Origin of the sequence: Streptomyces sp. NPDC005263 (assembly GCF_042872365.1) — a bacterium.
GTDB lineage: Bacteria > Actinomycetota > Actinomycetes > Streptomycetales > Streptomycetaceae > Streptomyces.
In genome coordinates, this window is record NZ_JBIAKJ010000005.1 from 210366 (window position 1) to 227914 (window position 17549).

General features: G+C 70.1%; 15 protein-coding genes. 7 read left to right on the plus strand and 8 right to left on the minus strand.

Annotation, left to right across the window (positions count from 1 at the left end; translation table 11 throughout):
- Position 1: 1 nt before the first annotated feature.
- The 3 genes from ACFYRY_RS23650 to ACFYRY_RS23660 all read left to right on the plus strand — a co-directional run bounded on the left by ACFYRY_RS23650 (position 2) and on the right by ACFYRY_RS23660 (position 4321).
- Positions 2-1276, plus strand: coding sequence for an IPT/TIG domain-containing protein (locus ACFYRY_RS23650; protein ID WP_389148940.1), 1275 nt, complete (start codon positions 2-4; stop codon positions 1274-1276).
- A gap of 173 nt (positions 1277-1449) precedes the next feature.
- Positions 1450-3372 (plus strand): glycoside hydrolase family 5 protein, encoded by a 1923-nt coding sequence (locus ACFYRY_RS23655; protein ID WP_389148942.1) that lies wholly within the window; start codon positions 1450-1452, stop codon positions 3370-3372.
- A 166-nt stretch (positions 3373-3538) separates the two neighbouring features.
- Positions 3539-4321 (plus strand): polysaccharide deacetylase family protein, encoded by a 783-nt coding sequence (locus ACFYRY_RS23660; protein WP_389148945.1) that lies wholly within the window; start codon positions 3539-3541, stop codon positions 4319-4321.
- A gap of 121 nt (positions 4322-4442) precedes the next feature.
- On the opposite strand, the gene ACFYRY_RS23665 is transcribed toward ACFYRY_RS23660, so the two are convergent.
- The 3 genes from ACFYRY_RS23665 to ACFYRY_RS23675 all read right to left on the minus strand — a co-directional run bounded on the left by ACFYRY_RS23665 (position 4443) and on the right by ACFYRY_RS23675 (position 5914).
- Positions 4443-4838: a DUF2267 domain-containing protein gene (locus ACFYRY_RS23665; protein ID WP_389148947.1), complete on the minus strand. Its 396-nt coding sequence runs from the start codon at positions 4836-4838 to the stop codon at positions 4443-4445.
- Positions 4839-4991: 153 nt separating this feature from the next.
- Positions 4992-5387 (minus strand): DUF2267 domain-containing protein, encoded by a 396-nt coding sequence (locus ACFYRY_RS23670; protein WP_389148950.1) that lies wholly within the window; start codon positions 5385-5387, stop codon positions 4992-4994.
- A gap of 92 nt (positions 5388-5479) precedes the next feature.
- Positions 5480-5914, minus strand: a complete 435-nt coding sequence (locus ACFYRY_RS23675) for an Hsp20/alpha crystallin family protein (protein WP_356769490.1) — start codon at positions 5912-5914, stop codon at positions 5480-5482.
- Positions 5915-6046: 132 nt separating this feature from the next.
- On the opposite strand from ACFYRY_RS23675, the gene ACFYRY_RS23680 reads away from it, so the two are divergent.
- The gene (locus ACFYRY_RS23680; RefSeq protein ID WP_389148952.1) at positions 6047-6727 is read left to right on the plus strand and encodes a type III effector protein; all 681 of its coding nucleotides are present in this window, start codon (positions 6047-6049) and stop codon (positions 6725-6727) included.
- A 42-nt stretch (positions 6728-6769) separates the two neighbouring features.
- Here ACFYRY_RS23680 and ACFYRY_RS23685 read toward each other — a convergent pair whose 3' ends face one another.
- Complete coding sequence (locus ACFYRY_RS23685; protein ID WP_389148955.1) at positions 6770-7669, minus strand: aminoglycoside phosphotransferase family protein; 900 nt, start codon at positions 7667-7669, stop codon at positions 6770-6772.
- Between the two features lie 356 nt (positions 7670-8025).
- Complete coding sequence (locus tag ACFYRY_RS23690; protein WP_389148958.1) at positions 8026-8880, minus strand: ketose-bisphosphate aldolase; 855 nt, start codon at positions 8878-8880, stop codon at positions 8026-8028.
- Positions 8881-9056: 176 nt separating this feature from the next.
- On the opposite strand from ACFYRY_RS23690, the gene ACFYRY_RS23695 reads away from it, so the two are divergent.
- Positions 9057-9845 carry a DeoR/GlpR family DNA-binding transcription regulator gene (locus ACFYRY_RS23695; RefSeq protein ID WP_389148960.1) on the plus strand — a complete coding sequence of 263 codons (789 nt, stop codon included), beginning with the start codon at positions 9057-9059 and terminating at the stop codon, positions 9843-9845.
- Between the two features lie 62 nt (positions 9846-9907).
- Here ACFYRY_RS23695 and ACFYRY_RS23700 read toward each other — a convergent pair whose 3' ends face one another.
- The 3 genes from ACFYRY_RS23700 to ACFYRY_RS23710 are packed head-to-tail and all read right to left on the minus strand — an operon-like array spanning position 9908 to position 13043.
- Positions 9908-10795, minus strand: coding sequence for a carbohydrate ABC transporter permease (locus ACFYRY_RS23700; protein WP_389148963.1), 888 nt, complete (start codon positions 10793-10795; stop codon positions 9908-9910).
- A complete protein-coding gene (locus ACFYRY_RS23705) occupies positions 10792-11757 on the minus strand; it encodes a carbohydrate ABC transporter permease (protein ID WP_389148966.1) in 966 nt (321 codons plus the stop codon). The genes ACFYRY_RS23700 and ACFYRY_RS23705 overlap by 4 nt, the downstream gene beginning before the upstream one ends.
- A gap of 5 nt (positions 11758-11762) precedes the next feature.
- Positions 11763-13043 (minus strand): extracellular solute-binding protein, encoded by a 1281-nt coding sequence (locus ACFYRY_RS23710; protein ID WP_389148968.1) that lies wholly within the window; start codon positions 13041-13043, stop codon positions 11763-11765.
- A 175-nt stretch (positions 13044-13218) separates the two neighbouring features.
- Here ACFYRY_RS23710 and ACFYRY_RS23715 point away from each other — a divergent pair, with 175 nt between their 5' ends.
- The gene (locus tag ACFYRY_RS23715) at positions 13219-14118 is read left to right on the plus strand and encodes an SIS domain-containing protein (protein ID WP_389148970.1); all 900 of its coding nucleotides are present in this window, start codon (positions 13219-13221) and stop codon (positions 14116-14118) included.
- 415 nt (positions 14119-14533) lie between these two features.
- Positions 14534-17506 carry a TIM-barrel domain-containing protein gene (locus tag ACFYRY_RS23720; RefSeq protein WP_389150239.1) on the plus strand — a complete coding sequence of 991 codons (2973 nt, stop codon included), beginning with the start codon at positions 14534-14536 and terminating at the stop codon, positions 17504-17506.
- Positions 17507-17549 lie beyond the last annotated feature (43 nt).

Consider the following 17549-nt stretch of genomic DNA (forward strand, 5'->3'; position numbering starts at 1 on the left):
CATGGCTGCCCCTGTGGTCGCTTCGGTCAGTCCCAGCCAGGGACCGGCCGCCGGCGGCACCACCGTCACCGTGACCGGTACCGGCTTCACCGGAGCGACAACCGTCCGGTTCGGCGCCAAGCCCGCCACCTCGTTCACTGTCGACAGCAGCACCCAGATCACGGCGGTCAGTCCGTCGGGCACCGGTTCGGTGAACCTCACCGTCACCACCAGTCAGGGCACCAGCATCCAGCAGGTGCCCTTCACCTATGCCACTTCACCGTCCCTCACCAATCTGACGCCCGCCCAGGGGCCCGTCTCGGGCGGCACCACCGTCACCCTCACGGGCACGGGCTTCACCGGCGCGACAGCGGTGGCCTTCGGCGGCGTCGCCGCGACGTCCTTCACCGTCAACTCGGCCACCCAGATCACCGCCGTCGCCCCACCCCACGCGACCGGCGCCGCGGCCGTCACCGTGACCACCCCCGGCGGCACCAGCAACGCCCTGACGTTCACTTACCTCTCGGCACCTTCCCTCACCAATCTGACGCCCACCCAGGGGCCGGTCGCCGGCGGCACCACCGTCACCCTTACGGGCACGGGCTTCACGGGCGCGACAGCGGTGGCCTTCGGCGGCGTCGCCGCGACATCGTTCACCGTCAACTCGGCCACCCAGATCACCGCGGTCACCCCACCCCACACGGCCGGAGCCGCGGCCGTCACCGTGACCACGCCGGGCGGCACCAGCAACCCCGACAGTCCCAGCGCGTACTTCTTCTACGCCACTTCTCCCTCGCTCGCCGCCGTCACCCCTGCGTCCGGAAGCACAGCGGGCGGCGCCACCGTCACGCTGACCGGCAATGACCTGCTCGGCGCGACGGCCGTGAGCTTCGGCGGGGTGGCCGCGACGTCCTTCACCGTCAACTCGGCCACCCAGATCACCGCGGTCACCCCACCCCACGCGACCGGCGCGGCAGCCGTCACCGTGACCACCCCCGGCGGCACCAGCAACCCAGCCGGCTACCTCTACCTGACGCTGCCCACCCTGCTCTCCCTCGTCCCCGACCAGGGACCGGCCCACGCAGGCACCGTTGTCACCGTGACCGGCACCGACCTCACCACCACGACCGAAGTCCATTTCGGTTCCACCCCGGCGGCGTTCACGGTCGTCTCCCCTACCCAGGTCACCGCCGTGGCTCCGGCGGGCGCCGACGGGCCGGTCAGCGTCACCGTCACCACCGGCGCCGGTACCAGTAATCCCCTCACCTACACCCGGATTCCCCCTCCCGACATCTGATCAGCGGCTCCCGGGGCCGGGCGGCGGGCTCCCGCCTCCGCCCGGCCCCTGCCGCCGCGTCGGCAGGAGGGAGCACGGTGGCGAGAACTGACGTCGACCTCGCCGGTGTTCCTTCGTACGCTGGCAGCCACTGCTCGCCCGCCTCCCCCACCACGCGCCCTCAGAGGACCCGGATGCCGACCGTCAGACTTGTCCAGTACCTGACAGCAGCGGCCGTGGTTCTCACGCTGCTGACCACGACGCCGACCGCACTCGCCACCGCCCCGAAGCCCGCCGCATCCGAGGCCCCCGCCCAGAGCACTCGCCCGGCGGCGGACAGCTGGCAGCCGCCGTTGTCCACCCGTGGCCGGTACATCGTCGATGCGCAGGGGCGACGGCTCCGTCTGAAGTCGGCCAACTGGGACGGTGCACAGGGCTCTTGGACAGGAAGTGGCGACACCGCCGATCCCGCCAACCACCACGCAGGCCAGAACTCCTACGGCATACCCCTCGGCCTGGACCGCGTCGCGCTGCCCGAGCTGCTCGCCGACATCCACGAGCTCGGGATCAACAGCATCCGGCTGCCGTTCTCCAACGAGATGATCCGCGTGACAGCTCCGGTGCCGGACGCCGCCGTCGCGGCCAACCCGCGGCTGCGCGGCAGGACGCCCCTGCAGATCTACGACGCCGTGGTGGCCGCGCTCACCCAGGACGGCATCGCGGTCATCCTCAACAACCATACGAACAGCTCCCGTTGGTGTTGCGGCGTGGACGGCAACGAACGGTGGAACAGCGGTCAGACCACCCAGCAGTGGGCCGACGACTGGGTCTTCATGGCCCGTCGCTACGCGGCCAACTCCCGTGTCGTAGGGGCCGATCTGTACAACGAAGTGCGCCGTGACGTACTGGACGACCCCAACTGGGGCAGCGGAGACGGCCACGACTGGTACGCGGCGGCCCAACTCGCCGCGGACCGCATCCTCACCGAGGCCGACCCCGATCTCCTCATTGTCATCGAGGGCATCAACTGGACCGGCGTGCCCGTCGACGGGCTGCCGCACGACCGCCCCACCCTCACGCCCGTACGCACCCTCTCGCACACCCTCCTGAACACTCACAAGCTGGTCTACTCGGCCCACTTCTACGGCTACACAGGCCCCCGGCACAGCGGCGCCACCGGAATCGGCGAGACCCACGACCCCCGCTACCAGGACCTGACCCACGACCAGCTGTCCCAAGTCCTCACCGACCAGGCCTTCTTCGTCACCACGGAAGGACAGCACTACACCGCGCCCGTGTGGATCAGCGAATTCGGCATCGGAGCCAAGGAGACGGGGACCGCCGCCCGTGCCTGGTTCGGCAATCTCACCGACTACTTCGCCGACCGTGACGCCGACTTCGCCTACTGGCCCCTCGTCGGATGGGAGGACCACGACGACTGGGCCCTGCTGCGCTACGACACCGCGGGGCACCGTTACGGCCTCCTCGACGGGAGCGATTGGCGCCGCACCGCCTGGGACCACATGATGACGTCCGCGACCCGCACCGGGTACATCGCGCCGGCGCCCGTCTGGCGCATGCTCACCACCGACCACGGCGACCACGTACGGTCCCTGCGGGTGCGGGCCGGGGGCGACTGGGATCCCGGGGCGTACAAGGCCGCCTGCCCGGACGGCCTGCGGCTGATCGGCCTCAGCCACACCGGCGGCCGCGGCCTGTGCACCGACACGACCGCAGGTGACCTGCGCGCCGCGGACGACACCCAGACGGTCGTCACCGACGAACGCCATGTCCCTCCGGGCGGTGACTGGGCCGGCGGCTACACCAAACTCCAGTGCCCCGCCCGGCAGTTCCTCATCGGCTACAGCCGTCGCGGTGACCAGGTGTCGGCGGCCCTGTGCGCGACCGCCCGCACCGCACCGGGCCTCAGCAGACGGACCGTCTGGGTCGACCGGTCCGACAACCGGCCCGCCGATGGCTCCGGCGGCGACTTCGCCGAGGGCCACTACAAGGGCCAATGCGCCGCCGACGAGTACGCCGCCGGTATCGCCTTCACCACCCGACTGGGCAGCACGCCTGGCCCCGCGGCCCTGTTGTGCGGCCCCCTGCTCCCCTGAACCGCGCCATCGCAGCGCCGGCCGGAAACGGGGGGCTGGCCGCCGCCACGCGTCTCAGAACCTCCGCCCTATTGTCCTTGATCCGTAACAGAGGGATCCCGGGGCGCCCTTTTTCCGTCCTGACGAGTGCAGGGGGATCCACCAGGACGAGGGAGCAGGGGCGGACATGGCGCGGCATGGCGGGCGGGGATGGTACGGCCGGGTATTCGCGGCGGCGGTCGGGGTGACGGCGATGGCCGCCGCCACCTCCGTATGGACCGCGCAGGCCGGTCCCGTTGAGGGAGGGCAGGCAGGCGCGGGCGTCTCCGCGCGGCCCTCCGCACCGGCCGGCAGCGGCGGGGCTCCGGTGTCCGCGGACATCGTCCATGCCTCGGACCACGGCGCCCGCGGCGTCAACATCACCATCGACGACGGGCCGGACCCGGTCTGGACACCGCAGGTGCTGCAAGTACTGCGGGACAACGGCGTGAAGGCGACCTTCTGCATGGTGGGCACGCAGGCGCAGGCCCATCCGGACCTGGTGAAGGCGGTGGTGGCGGGCGGTCACCGGCTGTGCGACCACTCGGTCTCGCACGACACCACCATGGACACCAAGCCCGACTCCTCCCAGAAACGGGAGATCCTGGACGCCGAACGCATGATCACCAAAGCTTCCGGGGGCGTCCGGCCGCTGTACTACCGGGCGCCGGGCGGTGCCTTCACCCCCTACAGCCGGCACCTCGCCGCGTCCCGGGGGATGCGGCCGCTGGGCTGGAACGTCGACTCGAAGGACTTCGAGCGCCCAGGCACCGACGCCATCATCACCACCGTCAAGAACGAGATGTCCAACGGCCCGACGGTCCTCTTCCACGACGCCGGCGGAGAGCGCTCCCAGACCGTGGCCGCCCTGCGCGAGGTCCTGCCGTGGCTGAAGCAGCAGGGGTACTCCTTCGGCTTCCCGGTGCGCTGAGTACCGCTCCTCCCCCCATCAGGCCGCGGAATTGCTCGTTGGCTGCCGCCGGGGGGAGGAGACCGGCCGCCGTACGAGGCAAGGGCCGGCCGCTTCCAGGGGTGCCACGGCCTCCCTCGCGTCAGGCCGCCTGGGTGAGTTCGGCGCGGCCGAACAGCAGGGCGTAGCCGGAGGGGAGTTGGGCGAGGATGCGGGTGAGGAGATCCTCACCCGCGAGCTGGGCCACGGCGCGCAGGACGGTTCCGGTGTCCCAGCGAGTGGTGGCCGGCGTGCCGCCGGTGCGGGACGCCAGGTCCTTCACGAAACCCCAGCCGGTGAGGGGGTCGGTGGTCGGGATCTCGGAGGTGAAGGTGACGGCGGCCTCGTGCGGCAGTCTGGCCGCGAGCTCCACCCGCTCATCGCCCGTGAGCTGGCGCCCGAACGCGGCCAGCACCGCGCGCAGCGTCTCCTCGGCCCGTGCTCGGGTGGGGTAGGCGCCTTCGTACCGCACCCTTTGCAGCATCTGCTCGAACGTCATGCCCGTGGTGGACCGGCACGGCTCCTGCAGGGAAATCATCGGTGACGCGGTTGCCTTTCTCGTCTTGTGTGGTCGCGACGTCGGTGGCCCGGGGGCGTGTCCGTCGGCCGCCGACGCCGCTCGGTCAGGGGGAGGGTGGTCGCTGCCCGCGGGCTATACGCGCTGCGGAAAGCCGAACAGCAGGTCGTAGCCCGCGGGGAGTTGGAGCAGCACCCGGTGGGTGAGCTCTTCGCCCGCGGCGTCCGCGGCCACGCTGAGCACAGCGCCCACGTCCCAGGCCGCGGTCCGTTCGGTGGCTCCCTCGATCCACGCCGCGGTGGCCCGCACGAACCGCTCCGGGGAGAGTGGCTCGTGTGCCTGGAGCGGATTGAGCAGGAGGAGGGCCAACTCCTCCGGGAGCCGGGCCGCGAGTTCCGCTCGTACCTCGCCCACCAGGTGCGCGCCCAGAAGCGCCAGCACCGTGCGGGCAGCCCGCTCGGCCTCCTCGGCGGTCTTGTACTCACCGCGTTCCTTGACCTGGTCCAGGAACGCCTCCCATCGCATGCCCATCGCTGCTCCCTTGTGTGTAGTGCGGCGAGTGGAGAGCGGAGGACGACCACGGGGAGGCCGTCCTCCCGCCTCCGGCGCGGCTGGGAGGGGGCTCAGCCGCTGATCTCCTTGTGCGCGGAGCCGCCACCGATGGCGATCTTGCGGGGCTTGGCGCGCTCGGCGATCGGGATCCGCAGGGTCAGCACACCCGCGTCGTAGTCCGCCTTGATGTGCTCGGTGTCCAGGGTGTCGGCCAGCACGACCTGGCGGGAGAAGACGCCCAGCGGGCGCTCGGAGAGCTCCATCTGCACGTCGTCCGCCTTGGCGACGGGCCGCCGCTCGGCCTTGACCGTCAGCATGTTCCGCTCGACGTCGATGTCGATCGCGTCCTTGGAGACGCCGGGCAGGTCGAGGGCGATCACGTACTCCTCGCCCTCGCGGTAGGCGTCCATCGGCATCGCCGACGGCCGCGACCAGGTGCCGGTCGTGTTCAGGAGCTGCTGGGTGAGTCGATCGAGCTCACGGAACGGGTCGGTGCGCATCAACATGGTGAAACACCTCCAGTGTTCAGGTCAGGCACTTTGCTGCCAATGCGGTTCACCTGTCTTCGTTGTAACATGTCATCCAAGCGATGACAAGTTGAATGTCATCGGAAGGGCGACAGCCTTGTTGGAGGCCCCATGACCACGGACGATCGACCCAGTTCCCCCGCCCGCGCTCTCACCCCCACGTCCTTCCTCGCCGCCGCGACAGCGCTGAGCACGATCGACGAGGCCCTGCGCACGGCCCGGACGTCGCACGACGGGGATCACCCCGAGCCCGCCCGGACCAGCACGGAGCAGGCACTCGCGACGCTCCTGCTGCTGCGTGAAGTACGCGATCAACTCGCCGAGTGGGAACCGGGCCTGATCGAAGTGGCCCGGGAAGCGGGCGCCAACTGGGCCGACCTCGCCCACCCCCTCGGCGTCTCGAGCCGTCAGGCCGCCGAACGCCGCTACCTGCGCGTACGCCCCGGCCACCCGGGGTCCACGGGTGAGCAACGGGTACAGGCCACCCGCGACCGCCGGGCCGCCGACCGCACCGTGACCGCCTGGGCCCGCGCCAACGCCGCGGACCTGCGCCAGCTCGTCGGCCAGATCACCGCGCTCACCGACCTCCCCGCCGCCGCCCGCACCCCTCTCGCCGAACTCACGACTGCCCTCGCCGACAACGACGCCGCCGCCCTGCTCGGCCCCCTGACGGCCACGCACGCGTATCTCGCTCCCGGCCACCCCGACCTCGCGGCGCGCGTCGACGACGTCGCCCGCCACACCGACCGACTCCGCCGGCACAGCGGTGACCAGCGCCGGAACGGAGCATGATCTCGGCGCCCGGGCGGGTCGGCACGGTGATCACGCGGTTGCTCAGCCGATCAGCGCCTCGGTGATCTGCCGGGTGGTCTGCGCGGCGACCCGGGGGTTGACGGCGGCGTAGGAGGTGTAGGCGTTCAGAGCGGTGGTCAGGGCCCAGCCGCGGCCCCGGGTCCACGTGGCGTCGTCCACGCCGAGCGCCTCCCGGAAGGCAGTCCGGCTGCCGGCCGACATCAGGGTGAACGCGATGGTCAGGTCGCAGGCCGGGTCGCCGATGCCGAGCCCGCCGAAGTCGAGGACCGCGCTGAGGCGGCCGTCGACGGTCAGCAGGTTGCCGGTGTGGAAGTCTCCGTGGAACCAGACCGGGGGGCGGTCCCATCCGGGGGCGCCGAGCGCCGCGTCCCACAGCTCGGTCATGGCCGCGATGTCGAATCTGCCGTCAACCTCCGCGATGGCGGCCCGCGTCGCACGGTCACGTTCGGCCAACGGCGGGCCGGCGAGGTCCGCACCAGGGTGCCCGGCGGGGACGTCCTCGGGCACGAACCGCTGAAGAGCGGTCAGGAATTCCGCCAGCTCGACGGCAGTCCCGTACGAGGAGGCCAATGCCTCGACGGTCGCGACCTCCCCGTCCAGCCAGCGGGACACCGCCCACGGCCATGGATAGCCGAAGTCAGGCTCACCCACCCCCACCGGATCCGGGATGGCCAGCGGCAGGTGTGGGGCGAGCCGGGGAAGCCACTCGGACTCCTTCCTGGCCTGCCCGATCGCGCCGGCATGGCGGGGCAGCCGGACGGACAGCTCCTCGCCCAGCCGGTAGATCACATGGTCCGAACCGGCCGGGTCGAGCAGTTCGAGAGGCAACGCGGCCCACTGCGGGAACTGCGCTTCGAGCAGCCGCACGACCAGGTGCACATCGATCACCGGACGGGTGTCCGCGGTGTTCTCGCTTGCCAAGAGCAGCTCCCTGTCGGCCCGCTCCACGCGTCGGGCGGTCGGAGCCATCACAGTGCGTCGCGGGCCGGCCTGTCGACCGGATTTCTCCACCGGCGGTCAGCGGATGGTACAACCGCTACCGGCCGAGGCCGGCTGTCGGCGTCGTCGAGGACCACATCGCCGAACGGCGCGGACAGGGTGAGTTCGTCACCGGCCCGTCGGCCCGGACCGTTCGGTTCAGGTGGTTGACCACCTCGCCCTCGGGGCGGCCCTGACGACTCACCAGCGACCGGAAGTCCGAACACCCCAGCGGGCGTTCACGCTTCGCACCGGGAGCGGTTCGCAACGCCCGCCGGGACCGGCGGGCCCTCGTCGGCTCATCCCGTTCCGTGCCCACCGCCCGACAGGGTGCGCAGCGCCGAGGTCACGGCATCGGCCATCGCCAGTCGCGCCGCTGTGAGCGCCGGGCGGGGGTCGACTGTCGCGGGTGCGGCGGCGAGTGTGTCGCGGACCGCGCCGGTGAAGGCGGCGTTCAGCGCCGTGCCGATGTTGATCTTGACCATGCCGGCCGCCACCGCCTGCGTGAGCTCCGCGTCGGGCACGCCCGTCGAGCCGTGCAGGACCAGTGGTACGGGGACCGCCTTGGCGAGGCGGGCGATGAGGTCGTGGTCCAGCCGGGCGGTGCGGGTGGTCATCGCGTGGGAGCTGCCGACCGCGACGGCCAGTGCGTCGACCCCGGTGGCGGACACGAAGTCACGCGCCTGGTCGGGGTCCGTACGTGCCGAGGGTGCGTGCACTCCGTCCTTGCCGCCGATCTCGCCGAGTTCCGCCTCCAGCCACAGCCCCTGGGCGTGAGCCCACTGCGCGGCGGACCGCGTGGCGGCCACGTTCTCGGTGTGCGGCAGCGCGGACGCGTCGAACATGACGGATCCGAAGCCGCAGTCCGCGGCGCGGCGCATCAGCGCTTCGTCGGTGACGTGGTCCAGGTGCAGGGCGACGGGGACGGCGGCCGTCTCCGCGAGCGCGGCGGTGGCGCGCGCGATCGGGGCGAGCCGGTTGCCGTGGAACCGCACGGCGTTCTCGCTGATCTGGCAGATGACCGGGCGGCCCGCGGCTTCCGCCCCGGTGACAACGGCCTCGGCGTGCTCCAAAGTGATCACGTTGAACGCGCCGACGGCCCGTCCGTCCCGGTACGCGGAGCTCACCACGTCGGCGGTGGGAGTCAGCGGCACGGCCGCCCTCCGATCGCGGGGTACGACGGCCGCGACGACGCCAGGGGCCGCCGCGAGGGCTCACGGGGTGTGCAGGGTTTTGCTCGTTTGGTGACCATAAAACACCCAATCAAACGCTGTGGTTTCATGGAGGTGCGCACATCGTGGCGCACACCACGAACGGGGAGTTGTGACACATGGCGGCACCGCAGGCCAGGTGGAGCGCGCTGCTGGAGATGCTGACGCGCGACGGTCGGATCGAAGTCGAACCGGCTGCCGAGGAGTTGCGGGTCTCCGCCGCGACGATCCGGCGCGACCTCGACGAGCTGGCCCGCCAGCAGATGGTCACCCGCACGCACGGCGGAGCCGTGCTCAACGCGATCGCCTATGACCTGCCGCTGCGCTACAAGGCCGCGCGCAACGCTCCGGAGAAGGAGCGGATCGCGCACGCGGCCGCCGGGCTGGTGAAGGCCGGTGCCGTGGTGGGGTTGAACGGCGGCACCACGACCACCGAGGTGGCGCGGGCGCTGGCCACCCGCGCGGACCTGAGTTCCGGCGGCGCGGAGACGGCGGTCACCGTGGTGACCAACGCCCTGAACATCGCCAACGAGCTGGTCGTACGGCGTCACGTCAAGCTTGTGGTGACCGGCGGGGTGGCCCGGCCGGCGTCCTATGAGCTGATCGGGCCGCTGGCCACGGAACTGCTCGCGGAGATCGCACTGGACCAGGTCTTCATCGGAGTGGATGCCATCGACGTGGCCCACGGGGCGACCGCCCACCACGAGGGCGAGGCAAGCATCAACCGGGCGCTGGCCCGCCGCGCGCAGCAGGTCGTCGCGGTCGCCGACTCCTCCAAGCTGGACCGGCGCGCCTTCGCCCGCATCTGCCCGGTGGAGGACATCGACGTCCTGGTGACCGACAAGGCCGCCTCGGACGAACTGACCGAGTCGTTCACGGCGGCCGGTGTGGAGGTCATCCGCGCCTGACGCCGCGCGCCCCTCCCATACCGGCCCCCGCGACGGCCCCGGCTCCGATGCGGATCCCGGCGTCATCCGCGCACGCCGCCCGCTGTCAGGCCGGCGACGAGGTAGCGCTCCACGAAGACGAACAGCACCACCACGGGCACGATCGCGACGACGGACGTGGCGAACAGGTACTGCCACTGCTCGTGGTACGAGGTGACGAAGCCGGGAATCGCCCTGGTCAGCGTCATCCGGTTGCCGGACGAGGTGATCGTGAGAGCCACCACGTACTCGTTCCACGCGCCGATGAAGGTGTAGACGAGCGCGGTCACCACACCGGGCATGGCGAGCGGCAGGATGACCCGGGTGAGGGCACCGAACCGCCCGGTGCCGTCGAGCCAGGCCGCCTCCTCGAGTTCCTTGGGGATGCTCGCGAAGTACGCGTTGAGGATCCACACGCAGAACGGCAGGTTGAACGCCGCGTTCACCAGGATGAGGCCCTCAGCGGTGTCGGTCAGGTTGAGGCTGACCATCTCCCGGTAGATGCCGACCAGCAGCGCGGTCGGCGCGAACATCTGGGTGACGAGCACGAGGATCAGGAAGGCACCGCGCCCGCGGAAGCGGTGCCGGGCGGTGTAGTACGCGGCGGGCAGCCCGACGGCCAGGGCGAGCAGCGTCGACGCCCCGGCGACGTACAGCGAGAACAGCAGCGCGTCGCCGACGCGCGGGTCGGTGAGCGACCAGATCTGCGTGAAGTTCGACCACTGCCAGTGCGAGGGCAGGTAGGACGGTGGGGACTCCATCAGTTCGGGCGTCGGTTTGAGCGCCGTCAGCAGCATTTCCGCGTAGGGCGCGAGAAACGCGAGCGCCACCAGCCAGCCGGCGGCGGTGAGCAGGACGGTGCGCAGCTTCATCGGTCGTGGCCGCCTCCTGCGCGGCGCGGCCTTGCGGGACATGACGGCGGTCCTGCTCACGCGGTGTCCTCCTGTCGGCGGACGACGCGCAGGTAGACCAGCACCACGGCGAGGACCAGCCCGAAGTTGACGACGGCCATGGCGGCCGACTCCCCCACCGACTGGTTGTCGAAGGCGAGTTTGTACAGGTAGGTGGTGGTCGTGTCGGTGGTGAAGCCGGGGCCGCCACGCGTCATGGCCCAGATGATGGGGAACGAGTTGAACACGTTGATGACGTTGATGATCGCGGCGACCACCAGCGAGGGCCGCAGCAGCGGCAGGGTGATGCCCAGGTAGGCGCGGACCGGGCCGGCGCCGTCCACCCGCGCCGCCTCGTAGACCTCGCCGGGGATGCTCTGCAGACCGGCCAGCAGGACGAACGAGGTGAACGGCAGCGAGACGAACACCGCCACGCCCATCATCGCCGCCAGGGCCTGACCCGGATGGGCCAGCCAGTTGACGGGGGCGTCCAGCACGCCGAGGTCCATGAGCAGCCGGTTGATCACGCCGTAGAAGTTGTTGAGCATCCAGCGCCAGATGAGCGCCGTCATCAGTACGGACGAGGCCCAGGGCACGATCATCGCCCACCGCACCAGACGGCGTCCTGGGAAGCTGGCGTTCAGCAGTTGGGCCAGGCCGAGCGAGACCAGGATCGTGACGGTGACGACCCCGATGACCCACACGACGGTGCGCAGCAGCACTCCGGGCAGGTCGCCCTCGGCGAAGAGGTCGGTGTAGTTGCGCAGGCCCGCGAATCCCTCGGACAGTCCGGTGGAGCTCACCTTCGTCAGGGACGTACGGATCATCTCGATGATCGGCCAGACGACCATGGTCAGGATGAGGAGGGTCGCGGGACCGAGCCACAACAGGGGCTCCAGCGCACGCCAGGTCCTGCGACGGCGGCGCGGCGGGGACGGCGCAGGCGCCTCCGGGGCCGGGTGTTCGGCCCCGGTGGCGCGTGCGGTGACATCGTGTACGGCCACCGAAGTCAGTCGCCCTTCTGCGCGGTCTTCTGGATCTCGGCCAGGACCTTCGCCGGGTCGCCGCCCGCCACCCCCGTGCCGATGCGCTGCTTCACCGCACCGTCGACCGCGGCCCACGCCGGGTCGTCGGTGGGGGCGAACTCGGCGCTGGAGAGGGCGTCGACGAACGGCTTGTAGTAGGCGGCGTTCTTGCTGTCGGAGCTGAGCACCTGACCGGCCGACCCCGTGACCGACAGGAACCCCTCGGTGGAGACGAACTTGGCGGCGTTCTCCTTCTGGTAGAAGAAGTCGAGGAACTTCTTGACCGCCCCCTTGTTCGACCCGTCGCTCTTCTTGAAGGCGACGAGGTAGTCCTGCACGCCGAGCGTCTTGTGGGTGCTGCCGTCCTTGCTGGGCAGGGCCGCGACGCCGTAGTTCAGTGTGGCGTCGACCGGGTCGATGAAGCCCTTCCGCATGAAGACCGCCCCGTTGAGCATGCCGATCTTGCCCTGGGCGAACTGGTTGAAGACGTCCTTGCGGTTGGTGGCTTCCGGGTTGGGCTGGGTGACCTTTTCCTTCGTCAGTTTCCGCAGATAGCTGAGCGTGTCGACGTTGGCCTGCTGGTCGATCGCCCACTTGCCTGAGGAGTCGGTCCAGCCGCCGCCGTTGTTCATCGCCCAGATCTGGAACTCGGCCTGCGCCTCCTCGGGGCCCAGGGGCAGCCCGAGGCCGATGTAGCCGGCCTGCTTGATCTTCTTGGCGTCTGCCTCGACCTCGGCCCAGGTGGACGGCGGTTGGGCTATGCCCGCCTTGGCGAAGATGTCCTTGTTGTAGAAGAACAGGCGTGCGCTGGAGATGAAGGGCAGGCCGTACTGGCTCCCCTGGTACTGCGCCTTCTGCCGGAACAGCGGGAGGAAGTCGGCCAGCACCTTGGGGGAGACGACGTCCTGCGCCTGGTGGACCAGGCCGTCGCGGGCGAAGTCGGAGAACTTGTTGTAGTTGAGGATGTCCGGTTCCTGCTTGGTCTGGACGTACGTCTTGACCTTGGAGTCCATCTGCTCCCAGTCCACGACTTCGAGGTTCACCCGGTAGCCGGGGTTCGCCTTTTCGAAGTCCTTGATCAGAGCGGTCCAGTAGGCCTGGGTGTCGTCGTCGTACTTCGCCGCGACGAACCTGATCGTCTTGCCGTCGGATCCGCCGCTGTCCGAGGAACTGCCCTTGCCACAACCGGTGAGGGCCAGTGCCAGGGCCAGTCCCCCGGCGAGGCCCGCGAGGTGCCGTTTCACGGAGTACCTCTCCGCACGCATGGCGTGCTTGGTTCAAGCGCGTGCTCGCCTGACTGCGTGCTCGCTTGCTTGTTTATGCTCGATTCTTAGTGCTATCAATCATCTAACGGCATGATGCTCAATGAAACGCGCATGGTGTCAAGGGCCGTCACGTCACGTATCGGTCACACCGTGCGCCCGAGACGGGAGTTCCGCGATGACTCAGACCGACATAGAGATCGCCACCCAGCCCGACTGCTGGCGGCAGGCCGTGGCACTGGCCGGGAGTCCCGACGGGCCCGTCTCCGCCGCGCTGCCCAGGCCCGGCGAGCGGGTGGCCGTCGTCGGATGCGGGACGTCGTGGTTCATCGCCCAGGCGTACGCGGCACTGCGGGAGTCGGGCGGTCACGGCGAGACCGACGCCTTCCCCGCCTCCGAGATGCCGCTTGGGCGGGCCTACGACCGGGTGCTCGCGCTGACCCGGTCCGGCACCACGACCGAAGTGCTGGAGCTGCTCGGCAGACTGCGCGAGCACACCCCCACGACCGCGGTGACCGCGGTGCCGCAGTCGCCTGTCACGGGGCCGGCGGACGCCGTCGTCGTGCTCGACTTCGCCGACGAGACCTCGGTCGTCCAGACCCGGTTCGCGAGCACCGAACTGGTGCTTCTGCGGGCGCACTTGGGCGAGGACCTCGGGCATCTGCCGGCACAGGGGGACTCGGCGCTGGACGCACCGCTGCCGGACGGGGTGCTGGAGGCCGAGCAGTTCACCTTCCTGGGGCAGGGCTGGGCGTACGGGATCGCCCAGGAGGCGGCGCTGAAGATGCGCGAGGCCGCGGGCGCCTGGACCGAGGCCTACCCGGTGATGGAGTACCGGCACGGCCCGATCAGCGTCACCGCACCCGGCCGCGTGGCCTGGTGGTTCGGAGACCCGGCCGCCCTGCCACTCGGCCTCGCCGAGGAAATCGCGCGCACCGGCGGGCAGTTGGTGGCGCTCGGCCGGGACCCGCTGGCCGATCTCGTCGTGGTGCACCGGCTGGCCGCCGCCCTCGCCTCGGCGCGTGGGCTGGACCCGGACAATCCGCGCCATCTGACCCGTTCCGTGATCCTGGCCTGACCGGGCGTCCCCGGAAGATCTCGGGGCACGCAGAATTTACCCGTCTGTTACGAACGGTTTCCGGGCCTGCCGAGGCCGGTCAGCGGGACCCGGGACCAGACCGCCACCAGGGACAACAGCTGCTCGACGACACCCCTCGGGACACTCGGAGCGCCTGGTTCCCCACATGTTGACAGGTGGCGTTTCTCGCAAGAGCATGTGCGAAATCGCTTGGAATATTGCATCTGCACGCAGCATCAAGCAGAACGCAGCCCCTGGCGGGCACCGCGCTTCTCAGTGACCGTGCGCTCCGCACGCCACCGGCACCACGCACCGCCGCTCCTGAGCCACCGTCCTGTCCGACAGGAGGACACGAGTGCACGCCCGATTGAGCAGTCCCGGCGGCCTGTTGCTCGCTGCCGCACTGACCGCCGCCATGCTGATGGCGCCCCTCACCGGCTCCACCGCCGCGGCCACGGCCGCCGCCGCCAGCACCGCCACCGCCACCGCCGAGCCGAAGGTGGCCCGCACCGCGCACGCCGTCACGGTCTCCGTGCCGGCCTCGGTCAACACCCCCGGCTACACCCTCGACGTGGCCACCGACGAACTCGCCCTCACCACGCGCCGCGCCGGGAAGACCGTGCTCGCCACCACATCCGGCGACACCGGCGCCCTGCGCTTCGCGACAGCGGACGGCACCTGGCAGCACGCGACCGGCGTCACCGGCTGGACGTGGAAGAACGGCGTCCTGACCATCACCGCCGACAGCACGCTCGACGGCGCCACGGTCGAGGCCCGGATCACTCCCCGCGCCGACCGCTACCAGCTCGACTGGGACGTCCACGGCGGCGCACCGACGCAGCTGGGCCTCACCTACGACCTGTCGTCGGCCGGCCACTGGTACGGCCACGGCGAGGCGGAGACCCCGCAGGGCGGTCCCGGCACCAACCAGCCCTGGCCGCTCGACGCCGGCGAGGTCGACCACAAGACCTTCGGCCCGGCGTCGTACCACATGATCGACCCGTTCTGGTACACCTCCAAGTCGACCGGTCTGCGCGTCGACACCGGGAACGTCATGGACGTGGCGCTCAACAAGGGCAAGGACGGCCTCGGCAGCTTCATCATCGAGTCGCCCGACACCTACAAGGCCACCGTGTTCGTCGAGTCGACCCCGCTGGAGGTCTACCGCGACTACATCGGCATCGTCGGCAAACCCACCAAGTCCGACGCCCCGTACGAGCAGTACGCCAAGCCGCTGTGGAATTCCTGGGCGCAGTTCTACACCAAGGTCGACCAGGAGAAACTGCTCGACTACGCCACCGACCTCCACGACAACGGTCTGGACGGGCACACCATCCAGCTCGACGACAAGTGGGAGTCGAACTACGGGAATCTGACCTGGGATCCCAAGACCTTCCCCGACCCCAAGGGCCTCTCCAAGAAGATCCACGATATGGGGTTCGACTTCGGCGTCTGGGTCACCCTGTGGATCAACCTGGACTCCGCCAACTACCAGTACGCGGTCGACCACGGCTATCTGCTCATGGACGCCAAGGACAAGACCAAGCCGTGTGACGTGACCTGGTGGAACGGCGAGGCAGGGATCATCGACCTGGCCAACCCCGAGGCCAAGGCCTGGTACGAGGGCAACCTCAAGTCCCTCATGGACACGTACGACATCGACGGGCTGAAGTTCGACACCCGCTTCTTCGACGAGAGGTGCGCACCGCGCGAGGGCTCGCAGGTCACGGACTACCAGAAGCTCGGCACCCAGCTCGCCGACGAGTTCGACCTCCAGGGCGCCGGCATCCGGGTGCACTGGAACAAGACGGCCCACGAGGCCGGCTTCGTCACCCGTCAGGTCGACAAGGGCACCGGCTGGGACTCCCTGCGCGCCTCCGCCTCCCAGAACCTGGCCATCTCGACGATCGGCTACCCGTTCGTCGAGTCCGACATGATCGGCGGCTCCGGCGGCCAGCCCGCACCGACGAAGGACGTACTGGTGCGGTGGGCGCAATCCGCCTCGCTGATGCCACTGATGTACGCATCGACCTCGCCGGTGGACACCAACGACACCACCACCGGGCAGAAGGTCGACTACGACCAGGAGACGGTCGACCTCTACCGGCAGGCGATCAAGACGCACGAGAAGCTCGCCCCCTACATCTGGGACCAGGTGCAGAGCACGCTCAAGACCGGCGATCCGATCATGCGGCCGCTGTTCTTCGACTTCCCGAAGGACGAGGCGAGTTACACGGTCGCCGACGAGTGGATGCTCGGCCCGGCCGTGCTGGCCGCGCCGAAGCTGAGCACCGGAGCCACCCGCTCCGTTCATCTGCCGCCGGGCACCTGGTACGACGTGAACCAGGGCACGGTGATCCGCGGCCCCCAGACCCTCAAGGGGTACGCGGCGCCGCTCGGCGTCACGCCGGCCTTCGTCAACCTCAAGGCCAAGGGCGCCGCCAAGGCCATCAAGGCACTCAAGCGCGACGACGCGCCGGCCGCCTCCGTCCTGATCACCCCGGACGCCCCGGCCACCGACGCCGGCAAGCCGTTCCAGGTGACCACCGACGTGACCAACTGGAGCACCGGAACCATCAAGAGCGTCAAGGCAGCCCTCGGCCTGCCCGACGGCTGGAGCGCCAAGTCGGCCGGTCCGACCACCGCGAGCTCCCTCAAGAACGGCGCCACCCTCACCACCACCTGGACGGTGACCCCGGCCGAGGACGCCCGCTGGGGCAGCCATGCCCTCACCGGCACCGCCACCTACACCGGGCCCAAGGGCTCGACGAAGGTGTCGGACACCGTGCAGGCGCAGGTGAAGGCCGCCCCGGGCGGCGTGCAGGCGCCCTATCTGACGACCGACACCACCTCCGAGGACCCTCAATACGCCCAGGCCGGTGACCAGTTCGCCATCTGGGCGGGCGGCCAGGACCTGTCCGGCTGGAAGGACGAGAAGGGCGTCATCTACCGCGACGACGCGGCCGGCGAGAAGTCCACCGTGCAGGCCCAGCTGGTCTCACAGAACAGCACCTCACCGGTCGGCAAGGCGGGCATCGCCCTCGCCAACGACCTGACCGCACCCGAGAAGGGCGGCTACGCGGTACTGGCCATGACCCAGAGCTACGGACTGGAGTTCATGACCGACAGCAACGGCGACGGAAAGCTCGACACCTGGGCGGGCGGCGGCTCGAGCTACCACCCGGCGTACCTCAAGCTGACCCGGGACGCCACCACCTACACGGCGTACGCCAGCAAGGACGGCCAGACCTGGACGCAGGTCGGCACCGCCCAGGTGCCGTCGGCCGCCGGCACCGAAGACGCGGGGATGGTCGCCAGCGCGGCCAACGTCAACTACCCCGGCGAGAACATCGAAGCCGTCTTCAGCGGATTCACCGTCACCTCCTGACGCACCGGCATCACCAGCACCTCCCGGTTTCCCGGCAAGCCCC